The 15,908-nt window shown below is 39.8% G+C and carries 14 protein-coding genes; 7 read left to right on the plus strand and 7 right to left on the minus strand.

All coding sequences use genetic code 11. From position 1 onward, the window contains the following. The first annotated feature begins 5 nt into the window (after positions 1-5). The 3 genes from ACW0TQ_RS02825 (at position 6) to ACW0TQ_RS02835 (ending at position 2,425) form a co-directional block, all read left to right on the plus strand. Positions 6-773: an ABC transporter ATP-binding protein gene (locus tag ACW0TQ_RS02825; RefSeq protein WP_042531568.1), complete on the plus strand. Its 768-nt coding sequence runs from the start codon at positions 6-8 to the stop codon at positions 771-773. Positions 774-779: 6 nt separating this feature from the next. Next, positions 780-1,598: an ABC transporter permease gene (locus ACW0TQ_RS02830; RefSeq protein ID WP_042531566.1), complete on the plus strand. Its 819-nt coding sequence runs from the start codon at positions 780-782 to the stop codon at positions 1,596-1,598. A 392-nt stretch (positions 1,599-1,990) separates the two neighbouring features. Further along, positions 1,991-2,425, plus strand: a complete 435-nt coding sequence (locus tag ACW0TQ_RS02835; RefSeq protein ID WP_042531564.1) for a PH domain-containing protein — start codon at positions 1,991-1,993, stop codon at positions 2,423-2,425. 131 nt (positions 2,426-2,556) lie between these two features. On the opposite strand, the gene ACW0TQ_RS02840 is transcribed toward ACW0TQ_RS02835, so the two are convergent. The 6 genes from ACW0TQ_RS02840 to ACW0TQ_RS02865 form a co-directional block, all read right to left on the minus strand. Further along, positions 2,557-3,609, minus strand: coding sequence for a 2,3-butanediol dehydrogenase (locus ACW0TQ_RS02840; RefSeq protein ID WP_042531562.1), 1,053 nt, complete (start codon positions 3,607-3,609; stop codon positions 2,557-2,559). Between the two features lie 347 nt (positions 3,610-3,956). Further along, positions 3,957-4,796 (minus strand): Cof-type HAD-IIB family hydrolase, encoded by an 840-nt coding sequence (locus ACW0TQ_RS02845; protein ID WP_042531560.1) that lies wholly within the window; start codon positions 4,794-4,796, stop codon positions 3,957-3,959. Between the two features lie 306 nt (positions 4,797-5,102). Continuing rightward, positions 5,103-5,411, minus strand: coding sequence for a PTS sugar transporter subunit IIB (locus ACW0TQ_RS02850; RefSeq protein WP_042531558.1), 309 nt, complete (start codon positions 5,409-5,411; stop codon positions 5,103-5,105). 1 nt (position 5,412) lies between these two features. Next, the gene (locus tag ACW0TQ_RS02855) at positions 5,413-5,748 is read right to left on the minus strand and encodes a PTS lactose/cellobiose transporter subunit IIA (RefSeq protein WP_042531556.1); all 336 of its coding nucleotides are present in this window, start codon (positions 5,746-5,748) and stop codon (positions 5,413-5,415) included. 3 nt (positions 5,749-5,751) lie between these two features. Beyond that, positions 5,752-7,041 carry a PTS sugar transporter subunit IIC gene (locus ACW0TQ_RS02860; RefSeq protein ID WP_084612899.1) on the minus strand — a complete coding sequence of 430 codons (1,290 nt, stop codon included), beginning with the start codon at positions 7,039-7,041 and terminating at the stop codon, positions 5,752-5,754. Positions 7,042-7,052: 11 nt separating this feature from the next. Next, entirely contained in the window at positions 7,053-8,363 is a 1,311-nt protein-coding gene (locus tag ACW0TQ_RS02865; protein ID WP_455725311.1) for a 6-phospho-beta-glucosidase, read from the minus strand. A gap of 323 nt (positions 8,364-8,686) precedes the next feature. On the opposite strand from ACW0TQ_RS02865, the gene ACW0TQ_RS02870 reads away from it, so the two are divergent. After that, entirely contained in the window at positions 8,687-9,409 is a 723-nt protein-coding gene (locus ACW0TQ_RS02870; protein ID WP_042531552.1) for a GntR family transcriptional regulator, read from the plus strand. 27 nt (positions 9,410-9,436) lie between these two features. Continuing rightward, positions 9,437-10,135, plus strand: coding sequence for a chitin disaccharide deacetylase (chbG, locus tag ACW0TQ_RS02875; RefSeq protein WP_455725312.1), 699 nt, complete (start codon positions 9,437-9,439; stop codon positions 10,133-10,135). Positions 10,136-10,262: 127 nt separating this feature from the next. Here chbG and ACW0TQ_RS02880 read toward each other — a convergent pair whose 3' ends face one another. Next, positions 10,263-11,303: a YdcF family protein gene (locus ACW0TQ_RS02880; RefSeq protein WP_042531549.1), complete on the minus strand. Its 1,041-nt coding sequence runs from the start codon at positions 11,301-11,303 to the stop codon at positions 10,263-10,265. 160 nt (positions 11,304-11,463) lie between these two features. On the opposite strand from ACW0TQ_RS02880, the gene ACW0TQ_RS02885 reads away from it, so the two are divergent. Further along, on the plus strand, positions 11,464-12,612 hold the full coding sequence (locus ACW0TQ_RS02885) for a CapA family protein (protein ID WP_341172464.1): 1,149 nt from the start codon (positions 11,464-11,466) through the stop codon (positions 12,610-12,612). Between the two features lie 711 nt (positions 12,613-13,323). Continuing rightward, positions 13,324-15,435 (plus strand): purple acid phosphatase family protein, encoded by a 2,112-nt coding sequence (locus ACW0TQ_RS02890; protein ID WP_341172463.1) that lies wholly within the window; start codon positions 13,324-13,326, stop codon positions 15,433-15,435. Positions 15,436-15,908: the final 473 nt, after the last annotated feature.

Here is a 15,908-nt window from a genome sequence, read left to right on the forward strand (position 1 = left end):
ACCGTATGAAAATCGTCATTGAAAATGTTATAAAAAAATTTATCGATGCCAAAAAAAATGAAGTGACCGCATTGAACGATATCAATTTCTCCATCAATGAAGAGGAATTCGTCGTACTGGTCGGACCAAGCGGCTGTGGAAAATCGACGCTTTTGAATATTGTAGGCGGCTTATTGTCGCCTACTTCCGGTGATGTATACTTTGATGGAATCGAACAGGACCCAACACTTGGCATCGTGTTCCAGGAAAACGCCCTATTTCCTTGGCGAACCGTTTTTCAGAATGTTGTCTATGGACTGGAAGAACGGGGTGCAAGCAAAAAAGAGCAGAAGGAAATCGGTAATCACTACCTTGATATGGTCGGCTTAGCTGACTTTAGAGATGCCTATCCTAAACAGCTGTCCGGTGGGATGAAACAGCGGGCAGGAATCGCCCGGGCTCTTGCTGTAGAACCGGATTTACTCCTGATGGATGAACCATTTTCTGCGCTCGATGCTCAGACAAGGACATTAATGCAGGAAGAATTACTTACCATTTGGAATCGCACCCGTCTAAGCACGCTTTATGTAACGCATAACATCCAGGAGGCTGTCTATCTTGCCGACCGTGTTATTGTTTTATCCCGGCATCCCGGGCAAATAAAACAAATTATTCATATTGATCTGCCAAAGACAAAACGAAATAGCGAAGAGCATATACAGCAATTTAACCGCTATTCCGAAGAGATTTGGGAGCTCATCCGGCACGATGCCCAGAAAGCCTTGAAGGAGTGATTCGTTATGGAAAAATCAATAGAACAAACATCTCAAAAAACAAATCGAAAAGTCATTAAAAACCGTGTTGCTTATCTCGATAAACAAGTTCCTTTCTACACTCCTTTTGTAGGTATCCTTGGATTGCTCCTATTGTGGGAGCTGATTGCGCAGCTGGGATTTGTTTCCCCGCTCTTTCTTCCTGCCCCGTCAGTGATTATAACAACTGGGTGGGAAATGCTCACTAACGGGGAAATTATAAGTAACTTGAGCGCCAGTTTATACCGGATTCTAATGGGGTATGCGCTTGGTTCCGTTTTCGGTATTTTAGTTGGGTTAATTCTTGGTTTCTTTCGAACTGCTGATGCTATCGGAACGCCAATTGTCTATTCCATTTACCCGATTCCCAAAATTGCCTTACTGCCATTATTTATCCTGTGGCTTGGAATTGGCGAGCTATCCAAGGTAACCATTATTGCGCTTGGGGTCTTTTTCCCAGTTGTTATCAATACCTTTTCCGGGGTAAAGAATGTTGACCCGCTCTTGGTTAAAGCTGCTGTCACATTCGGTTCCAGCCGTTTCAATGTTATTCGCAAGGTGATCCTTCCCGGTGCATTGCCGATGATTTTTGCAGGACTCAAGCTTGCTGCCGGGACTTCCCTGCTTTTACTTGTATCTGCTGAAATGATTGCTGCTCAGGAGGGGCTTGGATCCATGGTTCTCCACTATGGAAACCTGATGATTATATCAAAACTGATGGTCGGCGTTTTGATTTTATCATTACTAGGATTGACCTTTAATAAAGTTCTTAAATGGCTGGAAGGTAAATTAATTCCGTGGCAATAAAAAAGTTTAAATAAAAAAAAATGCAGATAAATCATGCTTCATAAACTGGCCCCTATAAAACAGATACGGTAAAAAAACAACCACTCTATTCTGTTTTATAGGGTTCTTTGCCATATATTTATTTTAGAATGATTGTACGCGGGAGTTGATTATATGGGGGCATTATTTTTCCGTTAACGATTCTAAACATCCCCTCGTCCAATTGGGGTGAATTCCATATCTAGTTTTTTTAGAAAACGGAAAACGCGAATGCTTTCAATGTACCCTTCACATGGGACCGCTTTACTAAAACAGGGAGGAAACTTTGCACTATCCTTTCTTATAGCACAAAAAATAAAAATGAAACTTACCATCCTGACAAACGTAGATGTAGTAGGAAGGGGGAACCTTATATGGTATTTCCGTCAAAAAAAGATTGGTGGATGAGAATTGTTATCTGGGGAGCGGCTCTGCTTCTTATTATACCGCCTGTTTTCTTCCCAAACTTCGGTGTTTGGATGACTCCTGCATTTTTAGATAAGCAATGGATAAAAGTAATCATCTTGGGCTTTACTGGCATTCTTTTATTATGGATTTGGTTCAAAACCAATTACACGGTTGAAGAAAAAACACTAAAAATAACTTGCGGACCTTTTAAGAAAAAAGTAAAAATAGATGATATCCGCAGCATTCGGCAAACGAAAGATCCATTTACTGCTCCAGCTCTATCTATGGACAAACTTGAAATTAATTACGATTCATTTAAGGTTATTGCCATTTCTCCCAAAGATAAGCAGACATTAATCCATCATTTATTAAAACAAAACCCCAATATAGAAATAAAGTGAGCCTTTAAACAACCAGGTTCTTATAAAAAACCTCTGCTTTGGCGGTTCCGGATGGCTGAACAGCGATAACAGATGAAAAGCAAAAGTCCACAGACATGATTCGCCTGTGGACCTTTCAATTATAAATCCTCTTATTTTGCACTGACCAGAATTTTAGATTGACTTTTATCGTTAAGAAGTAAGTCAAATCCTTCTTCTACGATATTATCTAATTTAATTTTATTCGTCACTACTTTTTCAGCAGGGATTTGTCCGCTGGCAATTAAATTAATCACACGATCGTAGATATTGGAATATGCCAGGGAAAATTTAATGTTAGCTTCTTTAATTGTTGATGCAAAGGCATTGATTTCCGGATTTTTCCCAAAAATCGCTAACACACAAACGGTACCTGTACGTTTAATAGCTTCCAGACATGTATCAAATGTCGGCTGAACGCCTGCACATTCTAATGCCACGTCAACACCATCACCATTCGTATCTTCCATAATTGTGCCAATCACATCATCTTCCGCTGGATTTAATGTTTTTACAAACCCAAAGGTCTCCGCTAGTGCTAAACGTTCTTTCGAAACATCACTGACAAATACTTTACTCGCACCTGCTGCACGAGCTGACAAAACCGTTAATAGGCCAATTGGTCCTGCACCGGTAACCAGTACCGCATCCCCTGCTTTCACACCTGCCATCTCAACCCCATGATACGTTACTGCAGTCGGCTCTACAAGCGCTGCCTGCTCCAATGTCATATGATCCGGGATTTGATGACAATATTGTTCTTCCATGACACAGTATTCTGCGAACCCGCCATCATCAGCAAGGCCGATAAATGCGGCATTACTATTTCTGCAAAGGTGGTAATTTCCTTCCCGGCATTCCTTGCATTCTCCGCAGCGAAGGTTTGGCTCGATACAAACGCGGTCGCCAGGCTTGAACGAGGTAACACTGCTGCCTACCTCTGTCACCGTTCCGCTAAACTCATGACCCAATGTCAGCGGAGCTTGTCTTTTTGATATTGGATGCTCTTCTGTCGGAATACCAACAAAATGAGAATAAGCATGTAAGTCTGAACCACAGATACCAGTCCATGCTACTTCTACTTTCACATCTTTTGCCCCGACTTCTTTTACTTCGACATCCTCTACACGGACATCTTTTTCGGCATAAATTCTTGCTGCCTTCATAGAAACTCTCTCCCATTCTATAATTTTTCTTATAAAAGGCAGAGTTTGCTTTCACTAAATGAAATACACACCTAGTTAAATACACCTATTTTTTCAGCAAACACACTCTGTCTACCAATCTATTATACCATATGCCCAGTAAGAATTAACTGCAAACGCTCATGCGACCATAAAACGAAACTTCATTCAGCGGGAATTTTACGGGCGGTTCTCCGTGATAAATTATAAAATCACCCGAAAAAGACAAAATAAATGGTTGAAATTATGAAATAAGTCAGCATCCCCAGCAAAAATACCAAAATATATTTTACCGCTTTTCTCATCACCGCTCACCATCCTGTCCGGAGTCATTCGTCTATTAACTTTTCCAGCACAACCGCAATGCCATCCTCTTCATTCGTTAAAGTAATTTCATCTGCTGCACGTTTCAGTTCATCCTTTGCATTCCCCATGGCGATACTTCTGCCAGCGTACTGCAGCATCGTATAATCATTTTGTCCATCACCGAATGCGATAGTATCTTTTGCCGCAACCCCTAAGGAAGAAAGTGACTGCTCAATCGCGTTGGCTTTATCAATATCCTTGTCCGTGAATTCAAAATAAAATGGAGCAGAAAATGCTGCTGTTACTTCGCCTTGAAACGGCTCTTGCATTTGCTGGTAATGGGCTTGCAGGTAATCCTGCTCTCCTGCTACTAAAATTTTATGTACTGGAAAATCCACAAAATCAGCTAGATCATCCACCTCGCATAATTTCAGTCCAGCCCCTCTGGCTTCATATCTAATAATATTGATTGCTTCTCCTTCATAATGAATCACATTGTCATACACATCTTCTACATACAGATAATCGTCCCGGTCAATCATTGTTTTAACTGTAAATTTCCGCAGATGCTCTAAAACAGCTTTTGTGTATTTGACAGGCAATGGCTGGCTGAATAATTCTTTCCCTGTTTCACATTCAACTACTCTTGCTCCATTATAAGATACTATCAACCCCTGATAAGCACTCATTTCTAATTCATTTGCAACATCCTCCATCCCTTTTGATGGTCTGCCGGATGCTAAAACAAGCTGTATCCCTTGTCTCTGCGCTGCCATTAATACTTTCTTTGTTCTTGGCGAAATTACTTTTTCATTTGTCAGTAAGGTCCCGTCTAAATCTAATAATATGGCTTTTGGCTTCATGATTTGTCTCCTCAGTTCTGCTTTTTTATTTTCAAATTATGTTTCAACCTTTCCCGATGTAGGCAACGTTATTCAGGTATCTCCTTCTATCTTTTCCAATACATAGCTATCGTTCTATTATATTTTAAAATAAGCTGTTCATCTATTTTTTGATGTAACAAAAGAACCTTCCATCTTTTTAGCTGCTTCTCTATCATAGAACGGAATTGTTTATAGTGGAAGGGTAATGTACTGGTACGCTGAAAATATCTTCAAACACAAAAACTCGTACCTGCAAAGACGCAGATACGAGTTTTTATATCTATTCTAGTTTTCTCCATTTAATTCAATGGCCTGCTTCAGAACTTTATCCCCCTGCATCATTCCGTATGCCATCTGATCAATGACAGCTACCTTAACACCTTGAGGTTCTACCTTTTCTTTGATTTTCCCCTCTAGATAGCGAACTTGGGGCCCGATAAGAACAACATCTAACTGATCTAAATGATTCTTCAGCTGCGATTCTGCAACCGCTTCAATATCAGCAGCTACATTCTGTGCTTCTGCTGCTTCCTTCATTTTCTTTACAAGCATCGACGTAGACATCCCCGCTGAACAAACTAAACGTATTTTCATATTATTTCTCCTCCAGACGAATTATTTTTTGATGCATATCTATCATTTCAACGGCTAAATCCTTCACCGTTAATGCGTTCATTAAATGGTCCTGCGCATGAATCAGGATTACGGAAAGCGGAGTTGCTTTCCCATTCGCCTCGTCATGCAACAGGCTTGTCTGCATATAATGCGCCTCTGCAAATGCCTCATCCGCTGCATCCATTTTTTTAGCCGCTTCTTCAAATTCCCCTTTTTTAGCTAGCAATAACGCCTCCATTGCATCGGATTTGGCATTCCCTGCATGTAAAATAATTTGAAAGGAAAGCATTTGCACTTCTTCTTTTGTCATTGTCATGTTTTATTGACCTCCCATTTTCTCTTTCATCGCACGTACGCCTGCCATAATGAACGGGATATAGATAACCACCGCAACAGTCAGGTTAATAAGCTGAAGAATAATTCCTCTGGCGCTGCCGCCCGTTACCAGATATCCGCTTAGAATCGGTGGAGTCGTCCACGGCAGAATAGCCACTGTTTTTGGTACCAGTCCTGTGGATAACGCGATATAAGAAATAACGGTTAATGTAACTGGTACAAGAATGAACGGAATCAAGAAAATTGGGTTTAAAACGATCGGCAGCCCAAAAATCACCGGTTCATTGATATTAAACAACCCTGCTGGAGCAGATACCTTGGCGACCTCCCGATATGGATGGTTCTTTTCTCTTCTTATCACAATAAAGATAGCTATCAAGAGCGCAATCGTTGTACCTGAACCTCCCATGAAGACAAAAGAATCTAAAAATGGCTTGGTCACAACATTCGGTACATCAAACGCAGACATCCCCTGCTGGAAAAGGCTTGCATTTTGCTCAATCAACGGCAGATAAACCGGCTCAATAACCGATCCAATAATATTGGTACCGTGTAAACCAAAGAACCAAAGCAAATGATTTAAGAACGAAACAACCAGTGCTGCAGGTAATGTATTTCCCAGACCTTGCAGCGGTTCTTGTATTGCATTAAAGATAACCTCAAACATGCTGATTCCTACGAATACACTGATAAGTGCCTGGAATAAACCGACTAATGCAAGAATAATCATTGCTGGAATCAATGCAGCAAAGGAACGGGTTACCCCTTCCGGAACGCCATCCGGCATTTTGATTGTAATATTCGCCTTCACCAGAAGACGGAATAACTCGGTTATCAGCAGCGCAATAATAATGGCTACAAATAATCCTTGCGCACCCAGCCAGGCAAAATTCAATCCCCAATCTGCTGTTTCTGGTACTAAGATAATATAGGAAGCAATAGAGATTAAACCTACCGATAATCCATCTATTTCATATGACTTAGCTAAATTATAAGCGATTGTAAAGGAAATGAGTAGTCCAATTACGGCAAATGTTCCATTCCAAACACTTCCGCCCAGCGTCTGCCAGTTCCCTTCCCCAAAAATATTATTTAAAATCTTCACCATATCAAAGCTTCCAAAGGCAGGGAAATTATTAATCAATACGGCTAACGAACCGATAATAATTAAAGGCATAATCGCTACAAAACCATCACGAACAGCAACTAAATGACGTTGTGAGCCGATGCGGCCGGCAATTTCAATAAATTTTTGCATAAATGTATTATTCATTTTTCTTCCCCCTAGCGTTTAAATTGTGGCAAGTAATCTTCATGTGCTTCCAACAGTTCATCTAAAACCACTTTTGCTTTTTTCTCATCTTGAATTAACGGATTTACCAGAAAGGCATTGTAGGCGTCCTTGTAATCTCCTGACATACTCGCCTTGATTACCAGCTCTTCCATTGCTTTCATATTTTGAATCATCCCCCGCATCGGTGCAGGAATTTCCCCAATCGCAATCGGCTTCGGACCATTCTCTGTAATCACGCAATTTGCTTCAATCACTGCGTCATAAGGTAAATCAGGAATCGTGCCATGATTCCACGTATTTACCGTTTGGATATCTTCTTTGTTATTATAAATAGAATCCATTAAACTACAGGCAACTTGACTGTAAAATGCACCGCCGCGCTGTTCCAGCTCTTTTGGCTTCTCTCGGAGACTTTCTTGTTTATATAGATCAAACAGAGATTCTTCTAACGCTTGAACAACTTCCGCACGTGTCCCATTCTCTTCATAAGCTTTTAGATCTTTTTCCAATACTTTTTCTGATTGAAAGTAATATTGATGGTATGGATTCGGCAGCAGTCTGGCAGATTGAATAAATGTTTCCGACCAATCTAATGGCATAATATTCGCCGGACTGTAATCAAACTCTTTTTGAAGCAGCTTTTGGAATACATCTTCTGTCCGATCCTCTCCGCTGACATAGACCTTGTCTCCAAACACAAAATGATTCAGCCCGATAAATTGAATCCATACATCCTCAGGAGGGACCTGTAATAGTTCAGCCGTAGAATGTCGCATATTAAATGGAATATTACAGACACCAATAACCTTTTTATGTGCCGAATGATTCAGCAGCGCTTCCGTAACGATACCTGCCGGATTGGTAAAATTAATCATCCACGCATCTGGACAAAGCTCCTGGACTTCTTTAGCTACTTCCATTAATACTGGAATCGTTCGAAACGCTTTCATTATTCCGCCAGCACCGTTTGTTTCTTGCCCAATCATTCCATGCTTCAACGGAATTCGCTCGTCTTGGGCTCTTGCTGCTAATCCGCCAACCCGAATCTGTGTCGAGACAAAATCTGCTCCTTTTAAAGCACTTCTCCGGTCCAGCGTCCAAGTTAACTCAATAGCTGCACCCGCCTCTTCTATCATCCTGTTTCCTAATTGACAAATTGTAGCTACCTTTTCTTTCCCGGCTTCCACATCCACCAGAACAATTTCTGAAACAGGAAGTGTCGGCTGCCGCTCGATAAGTCCTTCTAAAATTTCTGGCGTATAACTGGAACCTCCACCGATAATTACTACTTTTAAAGACATAATCGACTGCTCCTTTAATTCTATTTTGTAATCGCTTTAATTGTTTTATCTGTATTACCTGTTTTAAATGTATCATACAAATTTTTATTTGTCTATATAAAATAAAATATAATTGTTGTAACAATTGTGTTTTTATCAATTATCTAGTAAACTATCTTTATAGTAGAAACTTTCATAAGAATTTAGATACTGATTTCTTAAAGAATGCTATGGATAAAATCACTTTTTCGTGTCTTTAGTCCTATTCATTGCTTTATCCCTTGTACTTTTACACTTAAAAGGGTATGATTTTTTAAAAGTGTCGCTAAAGGAGTACGGAATCTATGGAAAGAAACCAATCGCTACACACTTATATCAAAGAAGAATTGTTACATCGTATTAAGACAAATCAATATCAGCCCGGCGAGAAAATCCCTCCCGAACTGGAATTATGTAAGAGCTTTAATGTCAGTCGTACCACGGTTCGTACCGCTTTAAATCAGCTTACATTAGAAGGATATTTAGTTCGTCAGCAAGGACGGGGCACGTTTGTTGCAGATAAGAAAGTAAAACAGGCTTTATCCCAGACAGTCAGAAGATATAGTGACCAATTAGCCGACCAGGGGAAACATCCGGAAATTGAAGTATCAGATATTTCTGTCGTTGCTGCAAATGAATTATTATCTGATCAGCTAAATGTGAATCTCCAGGATCCTATTCAACGTATTGAGCGTGTCCGTAAAGCGAATGGAGAGCCTACACAGTATGAAGTAGCTTATGTCCCCTGGTCTGTTGCTCCGGGGATTACTGCAGAACATGCCGGCCATTCTCTATATAAATCATTAAATGAATTTTTTGATGTGTGGATTGCGAAAACCTCAGAAAATATCGAAATAGCTTTTGCAGATGAGCAAATTTGCAAATTTTTGGAGTGTGAGCAAGGTCTGCCCTGCTTTTACATTGAAACACTGGCGGAAGATAAAGACGGAAATAAAGTTGAGTTTTCCAGATCTTTTTTTCGGGGAGATAAAACAAACTTCTCGATTGAACGTACTTATTCGAAGTAATTAAAAAATCTATCAGGAGTGGTTTTCATGCGAATAGAAATCAATGCAGACGATTTCGGATTGACAAAAGGAGTGACAGATGGAATCATCCAGGCGCATCAAGACGGCTGCGTAACATCAACAACCTTAATGATGAATGGACTTGCAACCGATTACGCTGTCGAAAAGGCGCTGGAAAATCCCGATTTAAAGGTTGGCATTCATCTTGTATTAACTTGGGGAAAACCGCTTCATTCATCTGTGCCAAACCTCGTTAAATCCGATGGCACCTTTCGATTCACCAGCGGCTATCGCGATATGGAAGCTCCGAATATTTCAGAAGTCGAATTGGAATGGCGCGCACAGCTGGATGCTTATTTAACAACAGGTTTGCCACTTGATCATATCGACAGCCATCATCACGTTCATGGCTGGCCTCCTTTAAAAAATCTAGTCATCCAGCTTGCCAAAGAATACGATGTTCCTGTGCGTTATGTTGATTCCATAGCGGATCATCCGGAAATATGCTGGACAGATACGCTGTGGACTGGTTTTTATAAAGAAGGAATCACTGATGATTTATTTGATGTTCTTCACGAAGAAAATGGAACATCAATTGAAGTAATGACCCATCCCGGGCAAGTGGATGACGATTTAAGGAAAGTCAGCTCGTACACGGATGACCGCGAGAAGGAAATAGAAATTCTCAGCAGGATAAAAGTTCCTGATTGGGCAAAGAAAAAATAAAGCGTCCCCCCATTCATGAGGGGTTTCACGGCCAATTCTCTTTGATAAAAAAAGAAATCCAAACATCTCAAATTCTGTAGAAAGAATGTTGATAACGTTTGGATTTCTTTTTTTATGAAGTATGTTCTCAGGTAAAAAAATAGCTGATAATGGATAAAAGCAACGCAAAGCCCATAATACAGCTGACTGCCATAAAATGACGGCGGCGTCCCATGACAACAACAGCAATATATTCCCTGACCATGGCATTTGGCCAATAATAAAATGCTGTTTTTGAACCAATCCCCTGGCTGTCCAATCCAGCTTTTCGTGCATAAATCCCAGCACGGAATAAATGAAAATTATTCGTTGCGAAAATACTCTGGTACGTTCCTTCTCCACTCAAGTTATCCATGATTCTTTTGGAAAACCTCATATTTTCATACGTGCTGACTGATTTGTCTTCTTGAATCGTATCTTCCACTGGTATTCCTTTTTCTACAGCATAGTTTTGCATGGCTTCGGCTTCTGGAAGTCCTTCATCCGGGCCCTGTCCCCCGGAAAAGATAATTTTCGGCGGAACCGTAACTTTTTTCTGCTGATGATAAAATTCAATCGCTTTATCAATTCTGCTGGCCAACAATGGAGACACCCGGTCATTAATCAAGCCGCTTCCTAACACAATGATAAAATCTTGGTTTCGTTTTGGACGGCTCCATTGATTCAGTCCATAAGCTGTTAAAAAGTTAAACATATGCAAGAAAACATAGATAACAACCAAGCTGGCTCCTCCAAATAACGGATGCAAATACTCCGGGAAAAACTGTGTCGGATTGACCATATTGAAAATAATCAATGTAAGTATGCCTATGGCCATGATCAATGTTAAGGAGTTCCTGAATCGTTTCCCCTCCTTCTCCATTAACACTTTGGCATTGTAAAATAACCCGGCGATTAATGCGAGCACGCCAAACGGAATCATCAAAATCAAAAGTAAAGCAGGAAAAACCAGCACGATATACTGATAAGGCCCATCGATGTAAATATAAAAGAATGCGCAAAAGAAAAAGAAAGTGATTAAAAACCCATTAAACAAAAACCCGTTAATCAACTTACGCGGGTCCCGAAGATAACTGATTAGAAATAGAATTAAAAATAATAGCGGTATGGAAGCAATAAAATATATCAAATACACGCACCTCTTTCCATCTGTTCTCATTGACCTTTCTACTATCTAAGAAGAAGGAAGTTCTTTCATTATAATCTTTTCTATAAATGAAAGCATTATTTGTTTCAAAATAATTATGTGGTAGAATGTATCTAATTAACAGCTAAAGGCGGAGACTTCTATGCATAAACTAACCTACTTTTTCATCGCCCTTTTTCTTTTAACAGCATGTACACCCGCTACTGATTCGAATATAAGCAGCCCTCACTCTCATAGAAACATCTCACTGAGCGAGAAGGAAACGGATTGGATTCATTCACAAATTACAGTTTCCGCTATTGGAGATATTTTAATCCATGACCGTGTATACGACGATGCCTGGGATGGGAAAAAATATAATTTTAAACCGATGCTTGCTGAAACTGCCGATTATTTAAGAGAACCGGAAATCACTGTTGCCAATCAAGAAACCATTATGGGCGGGGAATCTATCGGCTTATCAGGGTATCCTAATTTCAATAGTCCAGTCGAAATTGGAGATGCTTTACAGGATGCTGGCGTCGATATCGTCACCATGGCCAATAATCATACATTAGACAGCGGCGAAGAAGCGATACAAAACGCCATTGCCTATTATCAAGAAATAGGAATGCTTTACACGGGAAGCTTCCAAAGTAAAAAGGATCAGTCTGAAATCAGAGTAATAGAAACAGATCAGAACATTTCAGTTGCTTTTCTAAGTTATACATATGGAACGAACGGCATGCCTATCCCAGAGGGAAAACCTTATCTCGTTAATTTGATCCAACGGGAGCAGATCAAACAAGAAGTTGAAAAAGCAAACGAGCTGGCAGATGCAACAATTATCAGTCTGCATTTTGGCGAAGAGGAAGCGCGAATGCCTAATCAGGAACAAAAGGATTTAGCACAGTATACTGCGGATCTTGGCGTGGATGTCGTGATTGGTCATCATCCGCATGTTCTTCAGCCGATAGAATGGCTGGAAGGAAAAGAAGGAAACCAGACATTGGTAGCTTATTCTTTAGGAAACTTCCTTTCCGGTCAATATCAGTTTTACAATCGTATTGGCGGAATTTTTGAATTTGATTTGGTGAAGAAGGCAGATGAAGTACACGTCGAGGCTCCCCGCTTCCTGCCGACCTTTGTGGAGTTTGAAGAAGATGGTGGTACCATGAAAGATATACAAGTTGTTCCATTAGAACAAACAGCGAAGGAGCAGATAGAGAATCTTGATGACATTTATTCTGAAATGCAAGCCCATATGACGCAGTGGATGCCTGAATTGGATTGGATGAATTTGTCTAAATAGCAATAAGGGTTATTAAAAATAATGGCGGCTAGAATGTTTAACTCTGTCACATCCACTGAGTAAATTAACTAAAGACAGCGATAAAAGTGACCAACTCATGAAAACGCTTGAATCTCTGTTGACTTCATGATGTAGTCGTGATAGATTATATGTGTTAATTAAAAATAATTTATATAATTTTAGGAATGTTACCTATTTGGGCATAACCTGAGCGAAATAGAAGGATGCAATCCCTTTGCGTCTATTCTTATTCGTTCAGGTTTTTTATTTGTAAAAATGATCATCTCATTAGCTCAGAATAAGGAATCATCTTGGAAGTTGTGCATAAAGACATTAAACGGCTGAATTATTCGCCTCTTCACTTTCATCTGTTGTATCTCTAAATAAGCCTTGATTAAATAGTTAAAACCCATGTTGTAAGATTTATGCGTGTTTTCTCGACTGCTGTAATGGTTGGTCAGGAACGGCATTTCTTATATTCAAACAGATAAAGCTTACATGTTTTTTGTCTCAAAAAAAACATTATGTTCGCTTCCTAAAAAAGGAAAGCGCTTCCATTTAAATCCAAAAAAGGATGATGACTAGATTCATGCGCAGAAAATTACTTGTGAAAGGAGGTAAGATTCATTTTGAATGCCAAGCCTTCGTTTGTGAAGCTATTCTGAGCAAAAGAGATATTCATTATATAAAATATAAAAAAGGATGGTAGCTATGAAGAATAAAAAGTTAATTCTTTTTTTAATTGGTTTATTGGCAATAGCAGCAGTATTAGGAGCTTGCACCAATCCATCTTCTGATGATGCAGAGACTGACAGTCCAGAAGAAACGGAAGCAGCAGAGAAAACGGAGACCACGAATAAGAGTGCCACTTCGCTAGAGTCATTATTTGATACTGATATTACAAGCTTGGAAACTGTTAACGTGGTGGATGAAGATATGGAATGGCGCTATTACGATGATGACAAGGACCCAAATGCCGGAACTTGGTATGAAGGTTGGAATAAGCGTAATGGCTGGGCATATCCTGAAGGCTGGTTAGACTGGGGCACCATTCCAATGGAGTTTACAGAAGAAGATTGGCCAACCTATGAAGGAACTGTATTTAGTACCAGCCCCGAAACAGATGGACAAGTGTTAGCGACAACGGAGGATAGTAAAGCAAAAAGTACTTACTTCTTACGCCATACGTTCACACTAACCCAAGAACAAGCGGAGAGTATTTATGCACTTGAAATTACCGCTCGTTACAATGATGCAATGACAATGTATATCAACGGAAGTCCTGTAGGGGGGTTCCACAATATCCCAACTGATAATTATTCTGAAAATATGGAATACGGGGCACAAGAAGAAGTTGCTGATGGGGAATTTATTGAAGAAACCTTTATTGTAGATGACGTTTCAAGTATTACCAATGGTTATGTACCCGGTGAGTATGAAGAAGTTTACGATGAAGAGAATGATATGATAACGCATGAATTAAGTGAAGCAACAACAGATGATGATGGCAACACCTTTATGAACATTACTATCGCTGTTGAATTACATGCGTATGACCCAGATGATAACGAAGCCAGTTTTGAATTAGTGGACGTCATCCTTAATCCGGATGAGACCGAGCTGGCAGCAGACAGTGAAGCTGTGAAGAATGTTTCTGTCAATACAGGGGCAGACGAAGACAGCATTAATTTCACTTGGAATGCTTTATCCTCTGAAACAGGATATGTAGAAGTTGTTGAAGGAACAGATCCTGAAGCATTTTCTATAGAAGATGCCACTGTTTATGAAGCAGATTCCACAGAACTAGCTTATACGAAATTTACAGAGACAGATTATTACACTAACAAAGCAACTGTCGAAGTGGAACGTGATACCGATTACCTCTATCGTGTCGGTAACGAAGACGGCTACTCGCAAGTCTTTCCACTGCGTACACAAGATATCACGGATGGTTACGAGGCAATTTTCTTAGCAGATGCTCAGATTGGTACCGGCACGATTCCAACCGATGTTTTTGGATGGGAAGAAACATTAGCGCATGCGTTTGAAACTGCGCCAGATGCTAGTATGATTCTAAACGCAGGTGACTTTGTAGATGCACCAGATAAAGAAAGTGAATATGATGCATATTTTGAGCCAGAGATTCTAGCTTCTTATCCAACTGCATCCGCCGTAGGAAATCATGATGTTGCTCCAAACTATAAAAATCACTTTAATGAGCCCAATTTAACGTCATATGGTGAAGATGAGGCAGGCAGTGATTACTACTTCACTTATGGTAATGTTTTATACTTGGTGTTGAATGCCAATAATATGAATAACGAAGAACATGTCCAATTCTTGGAAGAAACAATGGAAGAGACAGCCGATCAAGAATTTGACTGGAAAGTGTTGATGTTCCACCAATCTATTTACGCAGCCGGCAAACAATCGGAGAGTGAGGACGTGCCTATTCGACGTGATGTTTTAGTCCCTGCTATTGATGAGTCAGGCATTGATGTTGTATTAATGGGGCATGATCATGCTTATGCCAGAACCCATCAAATGCATAACTTTGAACCGGTTGAAGATGTTGAATTTGAAGATGAGAATCAGACAGCTGCTGTGAATCCAGAAGGAACATTGTATATAACAAGCAGCTCTGCCAGCGGCAGTAAGTATTATGATTTAGTAGAAGAATACGACTACTTGGCTTTCAGAGAGCAATTTTATGTACCAACCTTCTCTCATATCAGCTTTACTGAAGACACATTTGCGATCACATCTTACCGCACTGATACAATGGAAGAATTTGATTCTTATACGATTAGAAAATCAGAATAGGTTATATAAAAGTCGCGGTTCCTTTCATTCAGGGACCGCGGCTTTTATATTCAATCATCCCTCCTTCTCTGCCGCTAGATTAAAAGAAGTTTAAAATTCATTTTATAAGTATTAAAGATATAATCGCGACAAATGGTGAAAAACTCCGGATAAGAGAATAACTCCTTTTGAAGGAATCTATATTGGCGTATTTTCGGCTGAATATCTTTCTCATTTATCAAAGCTTTAGAGCATTTTTTCCATTCTTCAACCGTCAAACTTCCAAGATAATACTAAAAGTAACCAATTATTGAAAACGCTTAAAAAATTGTTGACTTCCTATAAAAGCCATGGTAAGTTATAGTTGTTAATTAACAACACAATTGTATATACAAATTTAGGAATGTTACCTATTTTGGGCATAACCTGAACCGGATTGAAGACGCACTATCTCTGTGTCTACATCAATTGGTTCAGGTTTTTTATTTGGAAAA

This window comes from Oceanobacillus sp. M60, assembly GCF_053839645.1.

Bases quoted from the DNA above. Each gene is read 5' to 3' on its own strand.
- ACW0TQ_RS02870 (WP_042531552.1), top strand. From the start codon at position 8,687: ATGGAAAGAAACCAATCGCTACACACTTATATCAAAGAAGAATTGTTA.
- chbG (WP_455725312.1), top strand. From the start codon at position 9,437: ATGCGAATAGAAATCAATGCAGACGATTTCGGATTGACAAAAGGAGTG.
- ACW0TQ_RS02890 (WP_341172463.1), top strand. From the start codon at position 13,324: ATGAAGAATAAAAAGTTAATTCTTTTTTTAATTGGTTTATTGGCAATA.
- ACW0TQ_RS02860 (WP_084612899.1), bottom strand. From the start codon at position 7,041: ATGAATAATACATTTATGCAAAAATTTATTGAAATTGCCGGCCGCATC.
- ACW0TQ_RS02830 (WP_042531566.1), top strand. From the start codon at position 780: ATGGAAAAATCAATAGAACAAACATCTCAAAAAACAAATCGAAAAGTC.
- ACW0TQ_RS02835 (WP_042531564.1), top strand. From the start codon at position 1,991: ATGGTATTTCCGTCAAAAAAAGATTGGTGGATGAGAATTGTTATCTGG.
- ACW0TQ_RS02885 (WP_341172464.1), top strand. From the start codon at position 11,464: ATGCATAAACTAACCTACTTTTTCATCGCCCTTTTTCTTTTAACAGCA.
- ACW0TQ_RS02840 (WP_042531562.1), bottom strand. From the start codon at position 3,609: ATGAAGGCAGCAAGAATTTATGCCGAAAAAGATGTCCGTGTAGAGGAT.
- ACW0TQ_RS02825 (WP_042531568.1), top strand. From the start codon at position 6: ATGAAAATCGTCATTGAAAATGTTATAAAAAAATTTATCGATGCCAAA.
- ACW0TQ_RS02845 (WP_042531560.1), bottom strand. From the start codon at position 4,796: ATGAAGCCAAAAGCCATATTATTAGATTTAGACGGGACCTTACTGACA.
- ACW0TQ_RS02855 (WP_042531556.1), bottom strand. From the start codon at position 5,748: ATGACAATGACAAAAGAAGAAGTGCAAATGCTTTCCTTTCAAATTATT.
- ACW0TQ_RS02865 (WP_455725311.1), bottom strand. From the start codon at position 8,363: ATGTCTTTAAAAGTAGTAATTATCGGTGGAGGTTCCAGTTATACGCCA.
- ACW0TQ_RS02850 (WP_042531558.1), bottom strand. From the start codon at position 5,411: ATGAAAATACGTTTAGTTTGTTCAGCGGGGATGTCTACGTCGATGCTT.